This is a genomic window from Pseudomonas sp. USHLN015 (assembly GCF_037153275.1).
GTDB classification, from domain to species: Bacteria; Pseudomonadota; Gammaproteobacteria; order Pseudomonadales; family Pseudomonadaceae; genus Metapseudomonas; species Metapseudomonas tohonis.
On record NZ_JBBCKP010000003.1, the window covers coordinates 360,765 to 381,801 of the forward strand.

Genomic DNA, 21,037 nt, shown 5'->3' on the forward strand with positions numbered 1-21,037 from the left:
GGAGCCCCGGGCGCCGGCCATGCAGATGACGCGTCCTGCGTCATCCGAACCCTTCAGTGCAGCTGGACCTCGTTGTGCGGACGCAGCGCCCGCGCATAGCAGAAGAGGAACAGGCTGCGCACCAGCTCCTTGAGTATCACGGGCTCGCTGGATGTCAGGCCGGCAAGGTCGAGATCCCCCTGATCACGCAACTCGTCGAGCGCGTCCTCTTCGAGGATGGCGCACACTTCGCCGGTTTCACGGTGGAGGATGCGCAGGTAGGGGTGCGGGCGATCCAGCCAGGCATCGATCAGGTAGGTCATGGCTCATCTCCTTGAAAAGCAGTGAGATGAGAATAATTCCTATTATCAAAATAACAAGAGGCAATCGCCGCCTTTCGTCGTCTGCTTGATCCAGGTCATGCCGTTGCCGGGCTCGAACCTGGCCTGGAGGCTGCTCCTGCTCAGCCTTTAGGGGCGCGCAACGAAAAAGCCCGTCGCGAGGACGGGCTTTCGGATACGGCGGGTGGATCAGTGCGTGCGGGCGACGGCGAAGCGGGTGAGTTCGATCAGGGCGTCGCGGTATTCGTTGTCCGGCAGTACGTCCAGGCAGGCGATGGCGCGCTCGGCGTAGTCGCGGGCGAGGCGGGCGGTGTAGTCCAGCGCACCGGCGGCCTCCACGGCGGCGCGGATGCTTTCCAGGTCCTGGCTCCCGCCCTGCTGGATGGCCTGGCGGACCAGGGCGGCCTGCTCGGCGGTGCCGTCGCGCATGGTGGCGATCAGCGGAAGGGTGGGCTTGCCTTCGGCCAGGTCGTCGCCGACGTTCTTGCCCAGGGTGGTGGCGTCGCCGCGGTAGTCGAGCAGGTCATCCACCAGTTGGAAGGCGATGCCCAGGTAGTCACCGAAGGTGCGCAGGGCCTCGACCTGTTCGGCCGGTGCCTGGGCCAGTTCGGCGGCGCTGTGGGTGGAGGCCTCGAAGAGCATCGCGGTCTTGCCGCGGATGACTTCCATATAGGTCTCTTCGGTGGTGCTGGCGTCGCGGATCTTCGACAGCTGCAGCACCTCGCCCTCGGCGATCACCCGGGTGGCCTGGGAAATGATGCGCATCACCGGCATGGAGCCGAGCTCGACCATCATTTCGAAGGAGCGGGCATAGAGGAAGTCGCCGACCAGCACGCTCGGCGCGTTGCCCCACAGCGCGTTGGCGGTGGAGCGGCCGCGGCGCAGGCCGGAAGCGTCGACCACGTCGTCGTGCAGCAGGGTGGAGGTGTGCAGGAACTCGATGGTGGCGGCGAGCAGGCGCAGCTGGTCACCACCGAAGCCCAGTGCGTTGCCGCTGAGCAGGACCAGGAGCGGACGCAGGCGCTTGCCGCCGGCAGAGACGATGTAGTCGCCGATCTTTTCCACCAGGGGAACGCGGGAGGTGAGTTGCCGACGGATGATGTCGTCGACTGCGGTAAAATCGTCCGCCACCACGCGGTAGAAGGCCTGGGGTTGCATCAGCGAGGGGTGCTCCTTTGAGGTTGCGCGGCATGCTAGGGGGCAGGGTGGGGGCTGTCAAGGCAAGCGCCGACGGTGCTTGCGCGGCAATCACGGCTTGCGTACAATCGCGGCCCCTGAACTTCCTTGGGCATTTTCCTGCCTTACGCAATTGCATGGGTTCCAGTTCCGGCCCCATGCAGCCATGCCGACCCCTTCTTCTTCCTATAAAGCGTCGGGTGAGCAGGTTTAACGGAGAAAATCCATGTACGCAGTTATCGTTACCGGCGGCAAGCAATACAAAGTCGCTGAAGGTGAATTCCTGAAGATCGAGAAACTCGAGATCGCCACCGGCGAATCCGTGACCTTCGATCGCGTTCTGCTGATCGGCAATGGCGACGACGTGAAAATCGGCGCTCCGGTCGTTGATGGCGCCAAAGTAGTCGCTGAAGTGGTCGCTCAAGGCCGTCACGACAAAGTGCGCATCATCAAGTTCCGCCGTCGTAAGCACCACATGAAGCGCCAGGGCCACCGCCAGTGGTTCACTGAAATCAAAATCACCGGCATCCAGGCCTAAATTTCCTTTTTGGAGGATTTGACTCATGGCACACAAAAAAGCTGGCGGTTCTACCCGCAACGGCCGCGACTCAGAAAGTAAACGCCTTGGCGTGAAACTGTACGGCGGCCAGGCCATCAAGGCCGGCAACATCATCGTGCGTCAGCGCGGCACCAAGTTCCACGCCGGCTACGGCGTTGGCCTGGGCAAAGACCACACCCTGTTCGCGAAAGTGGATGGCGTGGTCAAGTTCGAGGTCAAAGGCGCTTTCGGTCGCAAGTACGTGAGCGTCGTCGCGGCCTGATCGCGACCCCGCTGCAAAAGCCCTGTCTTGCGACGGGGCTTTTTTGTTTCTGATAGATGGAAACTCCGATTTGCGCGGGCTTCCCTGTATCCTTGTGTTCTTTTTTCTTTCAACCCGTCCCGCGTGGCGGGAGGCGTCCTGATGAAATTCGTCGATGAAGTATCGATCTTTGTAAAAGCGGGTGATGGCGGCAATGGCCTGATGAGTTTCCGTCGCGAGAAATTCATCGAGAAGGGTGGCCCCAATGGTGGCGACGGCGGTGACGGTGGTTCCGTGTACATGGAGGCCGATCCGAACCTGAACACCCTGGTCGACTATCGCTATACCCGCCGTTTCGATGCTCAGCGTGGCCAGAACGGTGGCAGCAAGGATTGCACCGGGCACAAGGGTGAGGACCTGATTCTCCCCGTGCCGGTGGGAACGACCGTCATCGATGCCGGCACCCAGGAGATCATCGGCGACCTGACCAAGCCCGGTCAGCGCCTGATGGTCGCCCAGGGTGGCTGGCACGGCCTGGGCAACGCCCGTTTCAAATCCAGTACCAACCGCGCGCCGCGCCAGACCACCAACGGCAAGCCGGGCGAGTCCCGCGATCTCAAGCTGGAGCTCAAGGTGTTGGCCGACGTCGGCCTGCTGGGCCTGCCGAATGCCGGCAAGAGCACGTTCATCCGCTCGGTCTCCGCCGCCAAGCCGAAAGTCGCCGACTACCCCTTCACCACGCTGGTGCCGAACCTGGGCGTGGTCAGTGTCGGTCGCTACAAGAGCTTCGTCGTGGCCGACATCCCTGGCCTGATCGAGGGGGCTGCGGAAGGCGCCGGCCTGGGTATCCGTTTCCTCAAGCACCTGGCGCGGACCCGTCTGCTGCTGCACATCGTCGACATGGCGCCGCTGGACGAGAGTGATCCGGCCGAGGCCGCCGCCACCATCATCGAGGAGCTGGGGCGCTTCAGTCCGGCGCTCACCGAGCGTGATCGCTGGCTGGTGCTGAACAAGGCCGACCAGTTGCTCGACGAGGATCGCGAGGCGCGCATGAAGGCGGTGATCGAGCGTCTGGGTTGGGAAGGCCCTGTCTATGTGATCTCCGCGCTGGAGCGCGAGGGCACCGAGGCGCTGTCCCAGGACATCATGCGCTACCTCGACGAGCGCGCCCTGCGCATCAGCGAGGAGCCGGCCTACGCCGAGGAGCTCGCCGAGCTCGACCAGCGCATCGAGGACGAGGCGCGTGCCCGTCTGCAGGCGCTGGACGATCAGCGGGCCCTGCGCCGCGCCGGACTGAAGAGCGCCGGTGCGCAGGATGACGATGATGACTTCGAGGATGACGAAGACGACGGCGACGGTCCGGAAATCTTCTACGTACCCTGATGAGTGCGCCGCTCGGCGCAGATGATCGCCATAGGCTGTGCGCCATGGGCCGCACGGCTTTCTAGCTAAGGTTGGAAGATATGCGGGACAAGGTGACGGGCGCGCAGCGCTGGGTGGTGAAGATCGGCAGCGCCTTGCTGACGGCGGATGGTCGCGGCCTGGATCGCGACGCCATGGCGGTCTGGGTCGAGCAGATGGTTGCCCTGCGCAATGCGGGGGTCGAGCTGGTGCTGGTGTCTTCCGGCGCCGTGGCGGCGGGCATGAGTCGCCTGGGTTGGAGCGCCAGGCCCAAGGCGATGCATGAGCTGCAGGCGGCCGCCGCCGTGGGGCAGATGGGATTGGTGCAGGCCTGGGAGTCGAGTTTCGGCGAGCATGGCCGGCATACCGCGCAGATCCTCCTGACCCATGACGATCTTTCCGACCGCAAGCGTTACCTCAATGCGCGCAGCACGCTGCGCACGCTGGTCGAACTCGGCACCATCCCGGTGATCAACGAGAACGACACGGTGGTCACCGACGAGATCCGCTTCGGCGACAACGACACCCTGGCGGCCCTGGTGGCCAACCTGGTCGAGGCCGACCTGCTGGTGATCCTCACCGATCGCGACGGCATGTTCGATGCCGACCCGCGCCACAATCCCGAGGCGCAACTGATATTCGAAGCCCGTGCGGATGATCCGAGCCTGGATGCGGTCGCGGGCGGCACTGGCGGTGCGCTGGGGCGCGGCGGCATGCAGACCAAGCTGCGCGCGGCGCGCCTGGCTGCGCGTTCCGGTGCGCACACGGTGATCGTCGGTGGGCGTATCGAGCGCGTGCTGGACCGCCTCAAGGCCGGCGAGCGCCTGGGTACGCTGCTGGCGCCGGAGCGCGGCATGCTGGCGGCGCGCAAGCAGTGGCTGGCCGGCCATCTGCAGACCCGTGGCACCCTGGTGCTGGATGCGGGTGCGGTCAAGGCGCTGCGTGACGATCGCAAGAGCCTGTTGCCGGTCGGCGTGAAGGCGGTGCAGGGCAGTTTCCGCCGTGGCGAGATGGTGGTCTGCGTCGGCCCGGATGGGCGTGAAGTCGCCCGTGGGCTGGTCAACTACAGCGCTCTGGAAGCGCAGAAGATCATCGGGCAGTCCTCCGAGCAGGTGGAGAAGCTGCTCGGCTACGTCGACGAGCCCGAGCTGGTGCATCGGGACAATCTGGTTCTGGTCTGAAGGAGCGTTCGAATGCGCATGATCAAGGGATGGGTGGCGTTGGCTCTGTGCGCGCCTCTGCTGGCGTCCGCCGAGGAGATCGGCTCGGTTTCCACCGTGTTCAAGTGGGTGGGGCCGAACGACAAGATCGTCGTCGAGGCTTTCGATGACCCCAAGGTGGAGGGCGTGACCTGCTACCTGTCCCGGGCCAAGACCGGCGGCGTGAAGGGTGGGCTCGGGCTGGCCGAGGATCGTGCCGAAGCGTCCATCGCTTGTCGTCAGGTCGGCGCCATCCATTTCAAGGGTGAGCTGAAGGATGGCGAGGAGGTGTTCAAGGAGCGCACCTCGCTGGTGTTCAAGACCATGCAGGTGGTGCGTTTCTTCGATCAGAAGCGCAATACGCTGGTGTACCTGGTGTACAGCGATCGAGTGATCGAAGGCAGCCCGCAGAACGCGGTCACGGCGATCCCGATCCTGCCCTGGGCGAAATGAGCCCTGGCGCGCATCGAAGCCCGGTTCGCCGGGCTTTTTTGTGCCTGCCGATCGGCGTGGCTTTTTCGCAGGCAATAAAAAACCGGCCCTGGGGCCGGTCTTTCATCAAAAGCAAAGCTTAGGCAGCAGCCTGGCCGAGCGCCTTGATGTGGGCGTTCAGGCGGCTCTTGTGACGAGCAGCTTTGTTCTTGTGGATGATGCCCTTGTCGGCCATGCGGTCGATTACCGGAACAGCCAGGGTGTAGGCGTTCTGGGCTTTGGGCAGGTCCTTGGCATCGAGCGCCTTGACGACGTTCTTGATGTAGGTGCGGACCATGGAGCGCAGGCTGGCGTTATGGCTACGACGCTTCTCAGCCTGTTTTGCGCGTTTTTTGGCAGAAGGTGTATTGGCCACCGTCAAGCTCCTCGAAAACTGGGGGGATACAAACAAATAAGGCCGCGAATCATGCCGATGCGATGAATCAATGTCAAGGGCAGGCGTGGCTTCCCTGCAAAGGGGCGACGAGCGTACCTCATACCGGACCGTGGCGTGATTTATTTTCGTGCCGGCTCTACACTCGCCGCCTTCGAAAGCAGGGCGCTTTCGGCCCGGCGGCAGCGTTTTCCGCCTGGCGGGACTTCCAACGAGCACAAGCCTCCGACCTCCATGAATCTGCTCAAATCGCTGGCCGCCGTCAGTTCCATCACCATGCTTTCGCGGGTTCTCGGCTTCGTCCGTGACACCATCGTGGCGCGCATCTTCGGCGCCGGCGTGGCCACAGACGCCTTCTTCGTGGCCTTCAAGCTGCCCAACCTGCTGCGGCGGATCTTTGCCGAGGGTGCGTTCTCCCAGGCCTTCGTGCCGATCCTGGCCGAGTACAAGACCCAGCAGGGGGAGGAGGCGACCCGCACCTTCCTGGCCTACGTGTCAGGCCTGCTGACGCTGGTGCTGGCGGTGGTCACGGCCCTCGGCGTGCTCGCCGCGCCCTGGGTGATCTGGGCCACGGCGCCGGGCTTCGCCGATACGCCGGAAAAATTCGAGCTGACCACCTCGCTGCTGCGGGTGACCTTCCCCTACATCTTCCTCATTTCCCTGTCCTCCCTCGCCGGGGCGGTACTCAACACCTGGAACCGCTTCGCCGTGCCGGCCTTCGTGCCGACCCTGCTTAACGTGGCGATGATCGTCTTCGCCCTGTTCCTGACCCCTTACTTCGACCCGCCGGTGATGGCCCTGGGCTGGGCGACGCTGGCGGGTGGCCTGGCCCAGTTGCTCTACCAGCTGCCGCACCTGAAGCGCATCGGCATGCTCGTGCTGCCGCGCCTTAACCTGCGCGACAGCGGCGTCTGGCGGGTACTCAAGCAGATGGGGCCGGCGATCTTCGGCGTCTCGGTCAGCCAGATCTCGCTGATCATCAACACCATCTTCGCGTCCTTCCTGGCCGCCGGCTCGGTGTCCTGGATGTACTACGCCGACCGCCTGATGGAGCTGCCGTCCGGAGTGCTCGGCGTCGCTCTGGGCACCATCCTCCTGCCGTCGCTCGCCAAGACCTACGCCAGCGATGACCGCCAGGCCTATTCGCAACTGCTGGACTGGGGGCTGCGCCTGTGTTTCCTGCTGGTGCTGCCTTGCGCGCTGGCGCTGGCGCTGATCGCCGAGCCGCTGACGGTCTCGCTGTTCCAGTACGGCAAGTTCAGCGCCCATGACGCCGAGATGACCCAGCGCGCGCTGATCGCCTATTCGGCGGGGCTGCTCGGGATCATCCTGGTCAAGGTGCTGGCGCCGGGCTTCTATGCGCGGCAGAACCTGCGCACGCCGGTGCGTATCGCGCTGTTCACCCTGGTCGCGACCCAGGCGATGAACCTCGTCTTCATCGGTCCGCTGCAGCATGCCGGCCTGGCGCTGGCCATCGGCCTGGCGGCGTGCCTCAATGCCGCGCTGCTGTATTGGCAGTTGCGCCGGCAGAAGCTGTTCGAGCCGCAGCCCGGCTGGCCGACGTTCCTCGCCAAGCTGCTGCTGGCGGTCGCGGTGATGACGGCGGTGCTTGTCGGCGGCATGTGGCTGCTGCCCGCCTGGGACCAGGGCGACATGCTGCTGCGCCTGCTGCGTCTCGGGGCGCTGGTCACAGCCGGCGCCCTCGGCTATTTCGCCACCCTGGCCTTGCTCGGCTTCCGCTTGCGTCACTTCGCCCGGCGCGCGCTCTGAGCCTGGCCGGGCACCAGGAAGGCTCCCGTCACGGCCCGTCTGCGACACGTCAGCGACGCCTGTTGTCTGGTCGCGGGTGTGCGTATAATCGGCCACTTTGTGAACAAGACGTGTGCTATGCAGCTGGTCCGAGGCCTCCACAACCTGCGGCCCCAACTTGGGGGCTGCGTTGCCACTATCGGCAATTTCGACGGCGTACACCGTGGCCATCAGGCCATTCTCAAACGCCTGCGCGAGCGCGCAGGCGAGTTGGGCGTACCCAGCTGCGTGGTGATCTTCGAGCCGCAGCCCCGTGAATTCTTCGGCCCCGACACGGCGCCGGTGCGCCTGACCCGGCTGCGCGACAAGCTCGAGCTGCTGGCAGCCGAAGGCGTCGACCGGGTGCTCTGCCTGGCCTTCAACCGCCGCCTGCGCGAGCTCAGCGCCGCCGAGTTCGTGCACGCCGTGCTGGTCGAGGGGCTTGGGGTCAAGCATCTGGAAGTCGGTGATGACTTCCGCTTCGGCTGCGATCGCGCCGGTGACTTCGCCTTCCTGCAGATGGCCGGTGCTGCCGAGGGCTTCAGTGTCGAAGCGGCAGCCACCGTCGAGCTGGATGGTGTGCGGGTGAGCAGCACGCGGGTGCGCCAGGCACTGGCCGCCGCCGACTTCCCGCTGGCCGAGCGCCTCCTTGGCCGGCCGTTCTCCATCACCGGCCGGGTGCTGCATGGGCAGAAGCTGGCGCGCCAGCTGGGTACGCCCACGGCCAACGTGCAGCTCAAGCGTCGGCGCGTTCCCCTTTCCGGGGTCTTCCTGGTCAGCGTCGAACTGGATGGCGCGCGTCGTCCCGGCGTTGCCAACATCGGCGTGCGTCCCACCGTGAAGGGGGATGGCAAGGCCCACCTGGAAGTGCATCTGCTGGATTATTCCGCCGACCTGTATGACCGGCGCATCAGCGTGACCTTCCACCACAAGCTGCGTGAAGAGCAGCGTTTCGCTTCCCTGGAGGCGTTGAAGTCGGCGATCGACGCGGACGTCGCCGCCGCCCGTGCCTACTGGCAGGGCATCCCCATTCAATGATGAGCCTGGACTGACATGACCGATTACAAAGCGACCCTCAACCTGCCGGAAACGGCATTTCCGATGAAGGCCGGTCTTCCCCAGCGTGAGCCGGAGACCCTGCAGCGCTGGGATTCCATCGGGCTCTACCAGAAGCTGCGCCGGATCGGTGAGGGTCGTCCGAAGTTCGTCCTGCACGACGGCCCGCCCTACGCCAACGGCAGCATCCACATCGGTCATGCGGTCAACAAGATCCTCAAGGACATCATCGTCCGTTCCAAGACCCTGGCCGGCTTCGATGCCCCCTACGTGCCGGGCTGGGATTGCCACGGCCTGCCGATCGAGCACAAGGTCGAGACCACCCACGGCAAGAACCTGCCTGCCGACAAGACCCGCGAGCTGTGCCGCGCCTACGCCGCCGAGCAGATCGAGGGGCAGAAGGCCGACTTCATCCGCCTGGGCGTGCTGGGCGAGTGGGACAACCCCTACAAGACCATGGCCTTCGCCAACGAGGCCGGCGAGATCCGCGCGCTGGCCGAGATGGTCAAGCAGGGCTTCGTGTTCAAGGGCCTGAAGCCGGTCAACTGGTGCTTCGATTGCGGCTCCGCCCTGGCTGAGGCTGAGGTCGAGTACCAGGACAAGAAGTCCGATGCCATCGACGTCGCCTTCCTCGTCGAGGATGCCGACAAGCTCGCTGCCGCCTTCGGCCTGTCGAGCCTCGCCAAGCCCGCCGCCATCGTCATCTGGACCACCACTCCGTGGACCATCCCCGCCAACCAGGCGCTGAACGTCCACCCCGAATTCACCTACGCCCTGGTCGACACCGGGTCGCGCCTGCTGCTGCTGGCCGAGGAACTGGTGGAATCCTGCCTGGCGCGCTTCGGCCTCGAAGGCCAGGTCGTCGCTACCGCCAAGGGCGAGGCGCTGGAGCACATCCGCTTCCGCCATCCGTTCTACGAGCGCCTCTCGCCCGTCTACCTGGCCGAGTACGTCGAGCTGGGCGCCGGCACGGGCGTCGTTCACTCCGCGCCGGCCTATGGCGAGGACGACTTCCGCTCCTGCAAGCACTACGGCATGAGCAACGACGACATCCTCAGCCCGGTGCAGAGCAACGGCGTCTATGTCCAGGACCTGCCGTTCTTCGGCGGCCAGTTCATCTGGAAGGCCAACCCGGCCATCGTCGCCAAGCTGGAAGAAGTAGGCGCTCTGCTCAAGCACGAGAGCATCAACCACAGCTACATGCACTGCTGGCGCCACAAGACCCCGTTGATCTATCGCGCCACCGCGCAGTGGTTCGTCGGCATGGACAAGCAGCCCAACGAAGGCGCCACCCTGCGCGAGCGCGCACTGGCGGGCATCCAGCAGACCGAGTTCATTCCCGCGTGGGGCCAGGCGCGCCTGCACAACATGATCGCCGGTCGCCCGGACTGGTGCATCTCGCGCCAGCGCAACTGGGGCGTGCCGATCCCGTTCTTCCTGCACAAGGCCACGGGCGAGCTGCACCCGCGCACCGTCGAGCTGATGGAAGAGGTGGCCAAGCGCGTCGAGCAGGAGGGCATCGAGGCCTGGTTCAGGCTGGACGCCGCCGAGCTGCTGGGCGACGAGGCTTCGCAATACGACAAGATCAGCGACACCCTGGACGTGTGGTTCGATTCCGGCACCACCCACTGGCACGTGCTGCGCGGCTCCCATGCGGAGCTGGCCCACGCCAGCGGCCCGGCCGCCGACCTGTACCTGGAGGGCTCCGACCAGCATCGTGGCTGGTTCCACTCGTCCCTGCTCACCGGTTGCGCCATCGACGGCCATGCGCCTTATCGCCAACTGCTGACCCACGGCTTCACCGTCGACGAGTCCGGCCGCAAGATGTCCAAGTCCCTGGGCAACACCGTGGTGCCGCAGACCGTGATCGACACCCTGGGCGCCGATATCCTGCGGCTGTGGGTCGCGTCCACCGACTACTCCGGCGAGATCGCCGTGTCCCAGCAGATCCTGCAGCGCAGCGCCGATGCCTATCGCCGCATCCGCAACACCACGCGCTTCATGCTCTCCAACCTCACCGGCTTCGACCCGGCGCAGCACCTGGTGCCGGTCGAGGATATGCTGGCGCTTGACCGCTGGGCCGTCGACCGCACCCTGCAGCTGCAGCGCGAGCTGGAAGAGGCCTACGGCGAGTACCGCTTCTGGAACGTCTATTCCCGGGTGCACAACTTCTGCGTGCAGGAACTGGGCGGCTTCTACCTCGACATCATCAAGGACCGCCAGTACACCACCCAGGCCGACAGCCTGGCGCGTCGTTCCTGCCAGTCCGCGCTGTTCCACATCGTCGAGGCACTGGTGCGCTGGGTCGCCCCGATCCTGGCCTTCACGGCCGAGGAAATTTGGCAGTTCATGCCGGGCGAGCGCGACGAGTCGGTGATGCTCAACACCTGGTACCAGGGCCTGAGCGAGCTGCCGGAAGGTTTCGAGATGAGCAATGCCTTCTGGGAAGACGTGGTCGCGGTCAAGGCATCGGTGAACAAGGAGCTTGAGAACCTGCGCACCGCCAAGGCCATCGGCGGCAGCCTACAGGCCGAGGTTACCGTCTTCGCCGAGGAGTCCCTGGCTGCCAAGCTGGCCAAGCTGGGCAACGAACTGCGCTTCGTGCTGATCACCTCCACCGCCGACGTGCAGCCGCTGGCCGCAGCGCCGGCCGATGCGGTGGAAACCGAGGTGCCGGGCCTGAAGCTGAAGATCCTCAAGTCCGTCCACGCCAAGTGCGGGCGTTGCTGGCACCACCGCGCCGATGTCGGCGTGAACGCCGCGCACCCCGAGCTGTGCGGCCGTTGCGTCGAGAACATCGAAGGCGCCGGTGAGGTCCGCCACTATGCCTGAGGCCCGTTTTGGCCGTCTCGGCTGGTTGCTGCTGAGCGTGCTGGTGTTCCTGCTGGACCAAGGTTCCAAATGGGTGGTGCTGGAGTCGATCCCGTTCCGTGAGCGGATCACCGTCATCCCCGGCTGGTTCGACTGGATCCATGTGTACAACACCGGCGCCGCCTTCAGCTTCCTCGCCGACAGCTCCGGCTGGCAGCGCTGGTTCTTCGCCTTGATCGCCCTCGTGGTCAGCGGCGTGCTGGTGGTCTGGCTCAAGCGCCTGAAGGCCGACGAAACCTGGCTGGCCATCGCGCTGGCCATGGTGCTCGGCGGCGCGCTGGGCAATCTCTACGACCGCGTGGTGCTCGGCCACGTGGTCGATTTCATCCTGGTGCATTGGCAGGATCGCTGGTACTTCCCGGCGTTCAACCTGGCCGACAGCGCCATCACCCTGGGCGCCATCATGCTGGCGCTGGATATGTTCAAGTCGAAGAAGTCCGGAGAACCCGCTCATGACTGAGTCTCTCGCCAGCGTCTCGCGCATCGGCCCGGACACGGAAGTCACCCTGCATTTCGCCATCAGGCTGGAGAACGACGATGTCGTCGACAGCACCTTCGGCAAGCAACCGGCTACCTTCAAGGTCGGCGACGGCAACCTGCTGCCCGGTTTCGAGGGCGCCCTGTTCGGCCTCAAGGCCGGTGACAAGCGCGTGCTGCCGATCGACCCGGAGCAGGGCTTCGGCCAGCCCAACTCGCAGAACGTGCAGGTGATGCCGCGCAGCCAGTTCCAGGACATGGAGCTTTCCGAGGGCCTGCTGATCATCTTCAACGACGCCGCCAACACCGAACTGCCCGGCGTGGTCAAAGCCTTCGATGACAGCCACGTGACCATCGACTTCAACCACCCGCTGTCCGGCAAGTCGCTGCGCTTCGAGGTGGAGATCCTGGCGGTCAAGCCGGCCTGATTTCATCTCCCGCAGGGGAGGGCGGCCGCAAGGCCCAGAGGTAGACAGCATGCAAATCAAACTCGCCAACCCCCGCGGCTTCTGTGCCGGCGTCGATCGCGCCATCGAGATCGTCAACCGCGCACTGGAAGTCTTCGGCCCGCCGATCTACGTGCGTCACGAAGTCGTACACAACAAGTTCGTGGTCGAGGACCTGCGCGCCCGTGGCGCCGTCTTCGTCGAGGAACTGGACCAGGTGCCGGACAACGTCATCGTCATCTTCAGTGCCCACGGCGTTTCCCAGGCCGTGCGCCAGGAAGCCGACCGCCGTGGCCTGAAGGTCTTCGACGCCACCTGCCCGCTGGTGACCAAGGTGCACATGGAAGTCGCGCGCTATAGCCGTGACGGCCGCGAGTGCGTGCTCATCGGCCATGCCGGGCACCCGGAGGTGGAAGGTACCATGGGCCAGTACGACGCCAGCAATGGCGGCGCCATCTACCTGGTGGAGAACGAGGCCGACGTCGAGCGCCTGGTGGTACGCAACCCCGAGGCGCTGTCCTTCGTCACCCAGACCACCCTCTCCATGGACGACACCAGCCGCGTCATCGACGCCCTGCGCAGCAAGTTCCCCAGCATCGGTGGCCCGCGCAAGGACGACATCTGCTACGCCACCCAGAACCGCCAGGACGCGGTCAAGCAGCTCGCCGACGAGAGCGATGTGGTCCTGGTGGTCGGCAGCCCCAACAGCTCCAACTCCAACCGCCTGCGCGAACTCGCCGAACGCATCGGCACCCCGGCCTACCTCATCGACGGCGCCGAGGACATGCAGCAGGCATGGTTCGAAGGCGTCGCCCGCGTCGGCATCACCGCCGGCGCCTCGGCACCGGAAGTACTGGTGCAGGGAGTGATCGAGCAACTCCGCGCCTGGGGCGCTGAGGTTGCTATGGAGCTGGATGGCCGGCCGGAAAATGTGACGTTCTCGATGCCGAAGGAGCTGCGGGTCGTCGAGATCAAGTAGCTTCTGACGCTCAAGAAAAAGCCCGGCTGATGCCGGGCTTTTTTATCGGAGCTGCGCTACCAGCAGTTGGCAGTCGCGGCCCCTTTGTTTCCACGGCTATCCAGGGTCAGGTTTCCGCAGGAGTCCGAAGTTTGGGCTCCCTGGCGGGTGGCTGTGAGAATCACGCATTTATCGATGGTGGTGCCGGTGCAGGCTGCCGCGTTGATGCTGTAGCGGGCATTCTCCGAAATGACCGCTCCATTCGCCGCGATGGCAGTACCTGCGGCGTTGCGATAAGCAAGCCCGCCCGTGCCCAGGTTGTCGGTGTAGCTCTGATTCTGCGAGTAGTAGCGCTCCTGGGCCTGCATGATCTGCATCAGCCAGGCCTGGCCGTCGCTGCGCCCCGTGCGCATCACGTAGTTCTGATAGCTGGGATAGGCAATTCCGGCAAGGATGCCGATGATTGCCACGACTATAAGCAGCTCGATCAGGGTGAACCCCTTCTGCTTGAGCATCAGTTCTCTCTCCAGTAGAGGTCGCGTATCGCCTTGTTGGTTTCGCATATCTGAGCGCCATCCATGCATGCTGTGTCAGGCGGTGTGCAGCCTTCGGCACCGCAGAGCAAGCCTACACGATTGTCGTCGCGCAGGATCGTCGCCGGCTTGGGGGGAATGCCGCCGTGGGCCAGGTCGAAGCTGCGTACCGGTGTTTTGGTGCCACTCACCGTCTGTGCGAACACTGCGCTGGCGTCGATCAGGTTCAGTGCGTAGAAACGGCCACGCCCTACGTCCGGCCCACAGGTGGTCGTTTGCTGGCCGCTGGGGCGGAACGTGGTGAAGAGTACGGAACCTGCGAAGCTGGTCGAGCTGGACAGGACTTTCTCGCCCGAGGGGAATCGGATGAACCAGCCGCTGCTGTTCGCCAACAGGGTCGGGTTGGGCGTGTAGCTATCACCCGGGGTCAGTTGCGCATACAGCGTGTTGATTTCCTGGCGCTTGGTCGGGATACCGGCAACGGCTGCAGCCTGGGCCTTGCTGATCAGATAGTTGTAGGCGTCGAACTGGGTGAGCGGTGGCGTTGGATCCTGCGCCGTGGCCTCTGCGAGTTGGGTTGCGTTCAGCAGGTTGCTGCTGGCGCTGTAAGCCTGGTTGGCCAGTGCTTGCAACTCGGATTGCAGGGTCGATGCCTGGCCTGCCAGGGTCAGGCGTTCGCCTTCGAGGCTAGTCAGGAGATTGGCCTGGGTCACGAGCGGGGAGCTGATAGCCTCGAGGTTGGTCTGGTTCTGGGTTTCGGTACGAGCGATCAGATCACCGTTGGTGGTGCCGGCAGGAGTCGCCGGGAGCCCACTGGGCAGGAGGCTCGTAAGCGATGCTTTGGCCGCGTCGAGCTGTGTCAGCTTGCTTGCGGCATCGCTATCTCCTGCAGGAGTACCCAGGTTGTAGGCGGCGATGATCTGCGCCTGCAGTGCCGCGATCTGGATGATCTTGTCGTTGATGCCGTTCAGGTTGGTCAGCAGTGTCTGGCGAGTCTGATAGGCCGCCGACGATTCGTAGGCCTCCGTCAGGGTACTCAGGTCGCTTTCCTGGGCGCTGGCATCGCCCCCCGCTGCCTTGGTCGCCGTGATCTGGTTCTGCTTGGCGATGATGGCTGCATACTGGCTGGAGAGGTTGCTGTCGTTCAGCGCTGCGGTGATCCTTGCCTGAAGCGCGCCAACATCCGTTCCCTGGGCATTGTCCAGTTCCGCAGCCTTGAAGCTGCTGGCCGCGCCGGTTGTCGGGGTCTGTGCATTGAGTTGGACCAGGGCGTTCTGAGCCGATACCACCAGGCTGTGGGACTGCGTACGGCTGTCGGTTTCAGACGCATGATCCTTCACATAGGGATCGTTCCGCAGGATGGTGTCGATCGCGCTCTGCTTCTGGTTGATCGTCGTATTGGTTTCCACCAGGGTGTTGAGCTTGGTCGTATAGCCGATGCTGGTCTGGTAGGCGGTCAATGCATTGCGCGCGTTGGTTTCCGCTGCCGTGAGTGCGTCGATCTCCGCTCGCTTGGTGTTTATCTGGTCCTGGATGTCCTGGGCTTGCGCGCTGGTCAGGTTGACGCTGCTTACATCGACCAGATTGCTTTCGGTGATCGACGCGGTGCAGTTGGTGGTGACCGTCGCGGAGCAGTAAGTGGGGGCCGAGTATACGTTCTTGTCCCGGATGACATAGAAGCGGTCCAGCGCAGCCTCGCTCAGCGGGTGGCCGCGATAACCGGAGCCGATGCTGATGGTGTAGTACGACTGGCCACCACGCTCCTTGATCAGCGCAACGTCGGGCTGGTTGTAGAAGCGGCGGTTGTTTGTCGCGTCGGTACCACCGATGTTGGCGATACGGTTGCCGGTCGCGAAGTTGCTGGCGCTGGTGTTGCTTTGGTTGATATCGAAACGGAAGATCTGCCCGCGGGTATCCGAGGTGAAGATGGTATCGATAAGGCCGTCGCCGCCGAGGTCTACCAGTGCCGGGTCTGCCGGCATGCTGTTGGTCATGCTGGAAAGCGTGAGGTTGGCGTCGGTATCGCCACTGGGGCCCGCCATCCACAGTTTTTGGCCCGTACTCGCGTTCACCACGTAGAGGGCGTTGCCGTAGGAGTCGTTTTTCGGGTTGTCCGGCGTGGCATCGTTATCCTGGTTGGTATCGTAGCCACCGGTGAAAATCAGTACGTCGGTTACTGTACCGTTCCACTTGACCTTGGCCACCTTGGGGGTCGACCAGGTCTGGCCAAGGCGCGAAAAACCGGTGCTGCCGCCGGAGCCGCCGCGGATGACCCAATTCAGCTTGGGCTGGATTGTTGCCGGATCGCCGGCAGTGGTCGGCGTCATATCCAGCGAATAGTAGTTGCGACCGCCACGCCCCATGCCCGCATACAGGGTGACGCCGCTGACGGCGCGAAGGTTGGTGGTGGTGTCGCGAGTGCCGTAGGTCACCTTGAGGTCGAACTGGCCATCGATCCCGTACTTCTTGTTGATGCTGCCCTGGGGATCGTCGTAGTAGGACTTCAGGTTGCCCAGCAGTTCCTTGGGGATGAACGAAAAGAGTTCGTTGCCATTGGCGGGATTGATCGCGCCGATGAAGCCTTCATTGGTGCCATAGAACAGCGCCAGCTTGTCCTGTGTCGTGCCGGCGGAGATACGCGCGATGTCTTCATCGCTGGTGTATGCAACGACCTTGGGAGCGTTGTGCAGTACGTCCGCGATCTGCGCGCGAATGCTGCTATCTGCTGGGTTGGTGCCGCGTGCCCAGGTGAGGAGGTTGCCTTTGTAGGCGTCGGTCATGCTCGCGTCGCCCAGCATTGTCTTGGTCAAGGCTGTGTTGCTGTTGAGTAGCAGGTGAGCGGACCCGGTCAGGTTGACCGATGTGCTACCAGCATTGGTGCGCGGCTCAAGGTTGCTGCCGGTATAGGTGTAGAGCTTGCGGTTGGCCGGGTCCGTCAAACGGCTGGCCGCACCTCCCAGGCCTGCGTTCTTGCCGTCCGCCGATGCGCTCCAGTAGCTCTGCGCGCTGTCAGCGAAGAAACCGGTGCTGGAGTCGACGGCGTTGTTGCCGTTGGCATCGGTCACGACAAGGTTGCCGCTGCTGTCAGAAGTGGCCTTGTACTTCTTGATGTTACCTAGCCAGCGCGCACCTTTGGCGGGGCGGAACAGCGCATAGTAAAGGTCATTGCGATAGCCGAAGTTGCTATAGGCGCTAACCGATACCGTAGGGGTGGTGAAGGTGGTGTTCTCGGCGAGGATGTCGACGATGATCGACTTCAGCGAAGTGACAAGGCCAGATGTGTCATTGGTGGTGAAGAACTTGCCTTGGCCCAAGGCTGCAGTATCGCTGAGCAATCGAGTGTCGGCGATATTGCCGAAGCCGATGGTGTAAGTGGAAATGGTCTGTTTGCCAGCGACCGATGCCGGCCCGTTGTCGTTGTTGGCCAGCCATTCTGCCAGACCTGGCATCCAGCACCCGGCATTGGCTTCGCCGTCGGTCGGATAGCCTCGGTTGCAGGAGGTGTAGTTGGTGTTCGCTGTTGCCGTACGGGTCAGGTCCCGAATTGCCGTGTTGCTGCTGCTATCGTCGTTTGGCAAGCCGTCGGTCAGTACGATGATGTTGGATTTCTGGCAAGAGTTCTGGATCGGTGACAGATAGCTGCCGCCCGAGTAGGAAGTCGTTGCGCTGTTCCAGGGGTTGCGTGTGCTGGAGCCCTTGGCGTTCTCTATGACACCGCGGGAGCTGTTGCCGTAAATCAAGGCGGCACCACGCATGTACTGGGCTGCCTCATGGTAGCTTTCGAGCAGCGGAGTGGAGCCACTGGCGTAATAGCTATTCAGTTGCGTTTTGAATGTGTTGGCCACAGTCGCAGCTTGCTGTACCGGCACATTGACGAAGCCGCCTTCGTTGTCGGAACTGAAGCGGACCAAGCCGATATTTGAGTCGTTGGATAGAGCCAGCTCGTCGACGAGTTGGTTGACGACTTCCTTCACCACTTGAATGCGGGTGAGCTGGCCATTGTTCGCGCGGTTTGTCCTGGCCTCTGTGCTGGTGCACCAGTTGCGGGGTATGCCGTCAGCGGTCCTATCGAGGGGCGTCAGGGAGTTGCAGTTCGTACCAGGGACGCCGCTTTGCATGGAGCCGGAAGTGTCGATTACGAAAAGAATATTGGGGCGTACACGCTGATCCGCTGGCAATTCGCGTGTTGTATAGATCTCGGTGTCATCCGCCATCGCCGTAGTAAGAGATAGAGCCAGATAGGTAAAGGCCGAGGCGCCTACGCTGAGTTGTCGCTTGATGCTCATGGTGGTACCTCGGACTTAATTCAGGAAAAGTTCGGTGACGACCGGTGGCGTGCCGGGCACATAGAACACTGAGCCTTGCCAGTCGATTTTCATGCCCAGTTCAGAAAAGCTGCTGGGTTTGCCTTGAAGGTAAAGGGCGGTCTGACTTGTCACTTGCATCTTCAGCGGCTCGCACCCGGTGCAAGGCGTCGCTAGAAGGAAGCCTGAGACCCCTTCATCGGTCTTATTGGTCAGGTTGAGAATGATGACCGCGCTTTCGATGTACTTTGGCGGTGCTTCTTGAGTTTTATCGGCAAAGGTCGATGTCGCGAAGGTGGCTGCCAATAAGGCAACGGTGCTCAGCGTTCTGTACAGGTTCATATCTGGCCCCGAAGCTTATTTGAGGTTGAAGAAGACCAGGCCCTGGGTCTGGTCGGAAAAGGCGCCGCTGGTACCGATGGCCGCGACGTTTCTCACTTCATACTGGCGGCAGGTGTAGTTACCGAAGGAATAGCCCTGGCCGAAACTGGCGCAATCCAGATCACCCATGCTGCGTAGCTTGGGCGTTTGAGATATCGCGCTCGTCGCGGTCCGCGTCGTCAGGGTCTGCAGTTCACGAAGATTGGGGAAGCGCGCGATGATGGTCGCATTGGACTCGCCATTGGGCGAGCTGGAGGGGCTGGTGACGGCGGTTGCTTCCATTGCGGACATCAAGGGCTGACGATTGGCTACGACGTTGAAACGCAGGAGTTGGGCGCGGATTTCCGTCTGGCTTGCCTGGAAGGCCGTATTGCGGAACTGATTGCTGCTGGCCATGCGTTCATCGTTCGTTGCAAAGCGAACGGCCGTGATTCCGGCAGCGGTCAGTACCACCAGGAACACCAGGGCCACTATGAGGGTGGCGCCGGCCTGGGAGGCGAGCGGGGAGACTGCTTTCATCGTCAGGCCTCAGTAGTTGTTCTTGAACTGGATGGTGGTGGTGAACACTTGCCGCGCCCGCCCATCGTTGAATGAGAGCGGAGCCGCATCCAGCAGGTAGAAGTTGCGCTGCGGCGGTGCCGGGTTCAGGACATCGACCGAATTGGCTAGCAGGGCGATGCGAACGGCGATGACCTTGGTCCAGTTGGTTACGCGGTCCGAGGATACGAATTGATTGACGCTCTTGGAGTCCCCGGCGGTATCCACGCCATACTGCACCTGTAGAGCATCGATGCCGTCGATGAGCCGCTGTTGCGGGCTGAGGACGGCGTTGGTCGTCCTGTTGAACGACTTGCAAGCCAATGAAGGCAGTGGGTTATCGGCGTCTGCGGCGAGAATAAAATAGGTGTTGGTAACCAGGTTGTTATCGGGGACGGTAGCTCCGGTGCAGTCGCGTTTTACCCCTTCGATGATCGGGGGCTCGAACGTGAAACTGACGATGTCCGACGCGCTGGCACTGCCGTTCAGAGCGCAAGGGTTATTGCTGGAGTTACCGACGCCACAGCCCTCCTTCTCGATGGGTAGTGGACGATCCAGCGGGGCGCCCGGAGATAGGTAGCCGCCCAGTCTGGCGCTCTGGCTGATGAATTCCAGTCCGAAGCGGCCATTCTCCTGCAGCTTGGACATGGCGTCGTTGGTGGCGAAGGTCTGCTTGCTGGCAATGAACACTTGGATGACGCCTAGCAGGAGAATCAACCCAAGAGTCAGGCCGATCATTAGTTCGACCAAGCTTAGACCTGCCTGGCACTTGGGTAGGTTGTTGATGCTCTTGTGATTCATCGTTGCACCTGTACGCTTCCGGACAGGTTCTGCCCGCTGGAGTTCTTCTCGGCTTTGCTTTGCCAGTTCGCAGTGATTGTAAGTTGAGTTCCAGATGCAACCACGGTCAGAGGTTGTGTGCCGCTTGCTGCTTGCGCCAAGAAGTCCCGGCTGCCATAGCGGCCCTCACGAGCGGTTGCGTTGGCTGTGTAGGTGCTGTTGCCACTGTAGGGGCACTGGGCTTCCCAGCGGTCGTAGGCGGCCATTTGCGCAGCTGTGCAGTTGGTCGCGTTGACCTTTGCGCCACTGATGGGGTCGTAGTAGTCGGCACAGCGCTGGGCCGGGAGGTTGCTGCAGTTGGGCGCAGAGGTGTAGTTCGTCAGCGCAGCCTCCGGGTTGGAGCGAACGCGTTCCGCAAGCTCCTGTACCACCCAGGTAGCTTGAGTGCGCTGACTGCTGTCTCCGGAGCTTTGCAGCGCATTGAGCTGCAAGGCCGCGAAGCCGAGCAGGCCAACGGCGAAAATCACCAGTGCGATCAACACCTCGATCAGCGAGACGCCCAGTTGCTGGCGTGCGGGATTAGCAATCTGCATCGCGATTGACCTTCTTGATGGAGGCTTTGCCCATGGCGTTCACGTAGACGCAGCGTGCGGTGGCGTCGTCGGCCTTGAGTTTGCTGGAGGTGACCTTGAATGCCTGGGCGCTGATGCCGGACAACAGGGTGCCGTCGCGGCGGAATGTCAGCCGGTTGGTGGCCTGGAGATAGGGTGAGTTGATCTGTACGTCGCTAGGTGATCCCTGGAAGCTGCGGATCACGTCAGAGTCGCTGCAGTTGTTGATCGCGGTCGTGCCGACACACCAGCCGTTGGTCCAGCCGTCTTCGTTGTTCGCTGCTGGCAGGACGACCACATTGGCATTCAGCTTGGTGGCTTCCACGCGAGCGAAAACCAGCGCATTCATCAATTCGCTCGCCTGCCCCCCTACGCGTTGGCGGATGATGAAGCCCGTAAGGTTGGGGAGGGCGATGGCGGCCACTATCCCCAGGATGATGACGGTCACCATCAACTCGATCAAACTGAACCCGCGTGTACGTTCCATGAAAGCTCCCTCTGCTCAGCCTGTAAGCTAACGAGCCGGGGATGCAA

At 63.1% G+C, this 21,037-nt stretch carries 21 protein-coding genes; 11 read left to right on the top strand and 10 right to left on the bottom strand.

Going from position 1 to position 21,037, the window contains the following annotated elements:
* Positions 1–53: 53 nt before the first annotated feature.
* Together WFQ67_RS07850 and WFQ67_RS07855 are read right to left on the bottom strand one after the other, a co-directional pair.
* Complete coding sequence (locus WFQ67_RS07850) at positions 54–302, bottom strand: PA4570 family protein (protein ID WP_213628467.1); 249 nt, start codon at positions 300–302, stop codon at positions 54–56.
* 207 nt (positions 303–509) lie between these two features.
* Entirely contained in the window at positions 510–1,478 is a 969-nt protein-coding gene (locus WFQ67_RS07855) for a polyprenyl synthetase family protein (protein ID WP_213628468.1), read from the bottom strand.
* A 244-nt stretch (positions 1,479–1,722) separates the two neighbouring features.
* Between WFQ67_RS07855 and rplU the strand changes: the two genes are divergently transcribed.
* From rplU to WFQ67_RS07880, 5 genes are all read left to right on the top strand, one after another.
* Positions 1,723–2,034, top strand: a complete 312-nt coding sequence (rplU, locus tag WFQ67_RS07860) for a 50S ribosomal protein L21 (RefSeq protein WP_021219380.1) — start codon at positions 1,723–1,725, stop codon at positions 2,032–2,034.
* 25 nt (positions 2,035–2,059) lie between these two features.
* Positions 2,060–2,317: a 50S ribosomal protein L27 gene (gene rpmA / locus WFQ67_RS07865; protein WP_111259737.1), complete on the top strand. Its 258-nt coding sequence runs from the start codon at positions 2,060–2,062 to the stop codon at positions 2,315–2,317.
* 141 nt (positions 2,318–2,458) lie between these two features.
* Positions 2,459–3,679: an Obg family GTPase CgtA gene (gene cgtA / locus WFQ67_RS07870; RefSeq protein WP_213628469.1), complete on the top strand. Its 1,221-nt coding sequence runs from the start codon at positions 2,459–2,461 to the stop codon at positions 3,677–3,679.
* An 80-nt stretch (positions 3,680–3,759) separates the two neighbouring features.
* Positions 3,760–4,878 (top strand): glutamate 5-kinase, encoded by a 1,119-nt coding sequence (gene proB / locus WFQ67_RS07875; RefSeq protein ID WP_337056545.1) that lies wholly within the window; start codon positions 3,760–3,762, stop codon positions 4,876–4,878.
* Positions 4,879–4,890: 12 nt separating this feature from the next.
* Positions 4,891–5,349 carry a CreA family protein gene (locus tag WFQ67_RS07880; RefSeq protein ID WP_111259740.1) on the top strand — a complete coding sequence of 153 codons (459 nt, stop codon included), beginning with the start codon at positions 4,891–4,893 and terminating at the stop codon, positions 5,347–5,349.
* Positions 5,350–5,467: 118 nt separating this feature from the next.
* Here WFQ67_RS07880 and rpsT read toward each other — a convergent pair whose 3' ends face one another.
* On the bottom strand, positions 5,468–5,743 hold the full coding sequence (gene rpsT / locus WFQ67_RS07885) for a 30S ribosomal protein S20 (RefSeq protein ID WP_111259741.1): 276 nt from the start codon (positions 5,741–5,743) through the stop codon (positions 5,468–5,470).
* Between the two features lie 252 nt (positions 5,744–5,995).
* On the opposite strand from rpsT, the gene murJ reads away from it, so the two are divergent.
* The 6 genes from murJ to ispH all read left to right on the top strand — a co-directional run bounded on the left by murJ (position 5,996) and on the right by ispH (position 13,378).
* Positions 5,996–7,531, top strand: coding sequence for a murein biosynthesis integral membrane protein MurJ (murJ, locus tag WFQ67_RS07890; RefSeq protein ID WP_271105039.1), 1,536 nt, complete (start codon positions 5,996–5,998; stop codon positions 7,529–7,531).
* Positions 7,532–7,648: 117 nt separating this feature from the next.
* Entirely contained in the window at positions 7,649–8,587 is a 939-nt protein-coding gene (gene ribF / locus WFQ67_RS07895) for a bifunctional riboflavin kinase/FAD synthetase (RefSeq protein ID WP_213628470.1), read from the top strand.
* A gap of 15 nt (positions 8,588–8,602) precedes the next feature.
* Positions 8,603–11,437 carry an isoleucine--tRNA ligase gene (ileS, locus tag WFQ67_RS07900; RefSeq protein ID WP_337056546.1) on the top strand — a complete coding sequence of 945 codons (2,835 nt, stop codon included), beginning with the start codon at positions 8,603–8,605 and terminating at the stop codon, positions 11,435–11,437.
* Positions 11,430–11,936: a signal peptidase II gene (lspA, locus tag WFQ67_RS07905; RefSeq protein ID WP_337056547.1), complete on the top strand. Its 507-nt coding sequence runs from the start codon at positions 11,430–11,432 to the stop codon at positions 11,934–11,936. Before ileS ends, lspA begins: the two co-directional genes overlap by 8 nt.
* Positions 11,929–12,381, top strand: a complete 453-nt coding sequence (locus WFQ67_RS07910; protein ID WP_173173384.1) for an FKBP-type peptidyl-prolyl cis-trans isomerase — start codon at positions 11,929–11,931, stop codon at positions 12,379–12,381. The genes lspA and WFQ67_RS07910 overlap by 8 nt, the downstream gene beginning before the upstream one ends.
* 49 nt (positions 12,382–12,430) lie before the next feature.
* A complete protein-coding gene (ispH, locus tag WFQ67_RS07915; protein ID WP_271105043.1) occupies positions 12,431–13,378 on the top strand; it encodes a 4-hydroxy-3-methylbut-2-enyl diphosphate reductase in 948 nt (315 codons plus the stop codon).
* A 56-nt stretch (positions 13,379–13,434) separates the two neighbouring features.
* On the opposite strand, the gene WFQ67_RS07920 is transcribed toward ispH, so the two are convergent.
* Genes WFQ67_RS07920 through WFQ67_RS07950 form a run of 7 tightly spaced genes read right to left on the bottom strand, consistent with a single transcriptional unit; the run spans position 13,435 to position 20,990 of the window.
* Complete coding sequence (locus tag WFQ67_RS07920; protein WP_337056548.1) at positions 13,435–13,872, bottom strand: type IV pilin protein; 438 nt, start codon at positions 13,870–13,872, stop codon at positions 13,435–13,437.
* Entirely contained in the window at positions 13,872–18,176 is a 4,305-nt protein-coding gene (locus WFQ67_RS07925; protein ID WP_337056549.1) for a pilus assembly protein PilY, read from the bottom strand. The genes WFQ67_RS07920 and WFQ67_RS07925 overlap by 1 nt, the downstream gene beginning before the upstream one ends.
* A gap of 15 nt (positions 18,177–18,191) precedes the next feature.
* Complete coding sequence (locus WFQ67_RS07930; RefSeq protein WP_337056550.1) at positions 18,192–18,536, bottom strand: hypothetical protein; 345 nt, start codon at positions 18,534–18,536, stop codon at positions 18,192–18,194.
* Positions 18,537–18,551: 15 nt separating this feature from the next.
* Positions 18,552–19,094, bottom strand: coding sequence for a pilus assembly PilX family protein (locus WFQ67_RS07935; RefSeq protein ID WP_337056551.1), 543 nt, complete (start codon positions 19,092–19,094; stop codon positions 18,552–18,554).
* 9 nt (positions 19,095–19,103) lie between these two features.
* Positions 19,104–19,913 (bottom strand): PilW family protein, encoded by an 810-nt coding sequence (locus WFQ67_RS07940; RefSeq protein ID WP_337056552.1) that lies wholly within the window; start codon positions 19,911–19,913, stop codon positions 19,104–19,106.
* The gene (gene pilV / locus WFQ67_RS07945; protein WP_337056553.1) at positions 19,910–20,485 is read right to left on the bottom strand and encodes a type IV pilus modification protein PilV; all 576 of its coding nucleotides are present in this window, start codon (positions 20,483–20,485) and stop codon (positions 19,910–19,912) included. Before pilV ends, WFQ67_RS07940 begins: the two co-directional genes overlap by 4 nt.
* Positions 20,472–20,990 (bottom strand): GspH/FimT family pseudopilin, encoded by a 519-nt coding sequence (locus WFQ67_RS07950; protein WP_337056554.1) that lies wholly within the window; start codon positions 20,988–20,990, stop codon positions 20,472–20,474. The genes pilV and WFQ67_RS07950 overlap by 14 nt, the downstream gene beginning before the upstream one ends.
* Between the last annotated feature and the right edge of the window lie 47 nt (positions 20,991–21,037).

Bases quoted from the DNA above. Each gene is read 5' to 3' on its own strand.
- WFQ67_RS07850 (WP_213628467.1), bottom strand. From the start codon at position 302: ATGACCTACCTGATCGATGCCTGGCTGGATCGCCCGCACCCCTACCTG.
- WFQ67_RS07855 (WP_213628468.1), bottom strand. From the start codon at position 1,478: ATGCAACCCCAGGCCTTCTACCGCGTGGTGGCGGACGATTTTACCGCA.
- rplU (WP_021219380.1), top strand. From the start codon at position 1,723: ATGTACGCAGTTATCGTTACCGGCGGCAAGCAATACAAAGTCGCTGAA.
- rpmA (WP_111259737.1), top strand. From the start codon at position 2,060: ATGGCACACAAAAAAGCTGGCGGTTCTACCCGCAACGGCCGCGACTCA.
- cgtA (WP_213628469.1), top strand. From the start codon at position 2,459: ATGAAATTCGTCGATGAAGTATCGATCTTTGTAAAAGCGGGTGATGGC.
- proB (WP_337056545.1), top strand. From the start codon at position 3,760: ATGCGGGACAAGGTGACGGGCGCGCAGCGCTGGGTGGTGAAGATCGGC.
- WFQ67_RS07880 (WP_111259740.1), top strand. From the start codon at position 4,891: ATGCGCATGATCAAGGGATGGGTGGCGTTGGCTCTGTGCGCGCCTCTG.
- murJ (WP_271105039.1), top strand. From the start codon at position 5,996: ATGAATCTGCTCAAATCGCTGGCCGCCGTCAGTTCCATCACCATGCTT.
- ribF (WP_213628470.1), top strand. From the start codon at position 7,649: ATGCAGCTGGTCCGAGGCCTCCACAACCTGCGGCCCCAACTTGGGGGC.
- ileS (WP_337056546.1), top strand. From the start codon at position 8,603: ATGACCGATTACAAAGCGACCCTCAACCTGCCGGAAACGGCATTTCCG.
- lspA (WP_337056547.1), top strand. From the start codon at position 11,430: ATGCCTGAGGCCCGTTTTGGCCGTCTCGGCTGGTTGCTGCTGAGCGTG.
- WFQ67_RS07910 (WP_173173384.1), top strand. From the start codon at position 11,929: ATGACTGAGTCTCTCGCCAGCGTCTCGCGCATCGGCCCGGACACGGAA.
- ispH (WP_271105043.1), top strand. From the start codon at position 12,431: ATGCAAATCAAACTCGCCAACCCCCGCGGCTTCTGTGCCGGCGTCGAT.
- WFQ67_RS07920 (WP_337056548.1), bottom strand. From the start codon at position 13,872: ATGCTCAAGCAGAAGGGGTTCACCCTGATCGAGCTGCTTATAGTCGTG.
- WFQ67_RS07925 (WP_337056549.1), bottom strand. From the start codon at position 18,176: ATGAGCATCAAGCGACAACTCAGCGTAGGCGCCTCGGCCTTTACCTAT.
- WFQ67_RS07930 (WP_337056550.1), bottom strand. From the start codon at position 18,536: ATGAACCTGTACAGAACGCTGAGCACCGTTGCCTTATTGGCAGCCACC.
- WFQ67_RS07935 (WP_337056551.1), bottom strand. From the start codon at position 19,094: ATGAAAGCAGTCTCCCCGCTCGCCTCCCAGGCCGGCGCCACCCTCATA.
- WFQ67_RS07940 (WP_337056552.1), bottom strand. From the start codon at position 19,913: ATGAATCACAAGAGCATCAACAACCTACCCAAGTGCCAGGCAGGTCTA.
- pilV (WP_337056553.1), bottom strand. From the start codon at position 20,485: ATGCAGATTGCTAATCCCGCACGCCAGCAACTGGGCGTCTCGCTGATC.
- WFQ67_RS07950 (WP_337056554.1), bottom strand. From the start codon at position 20,990: ATGGAACGTACACGCGGGTTCAGTTTGATCGAGTTGATGGTGACCGTC.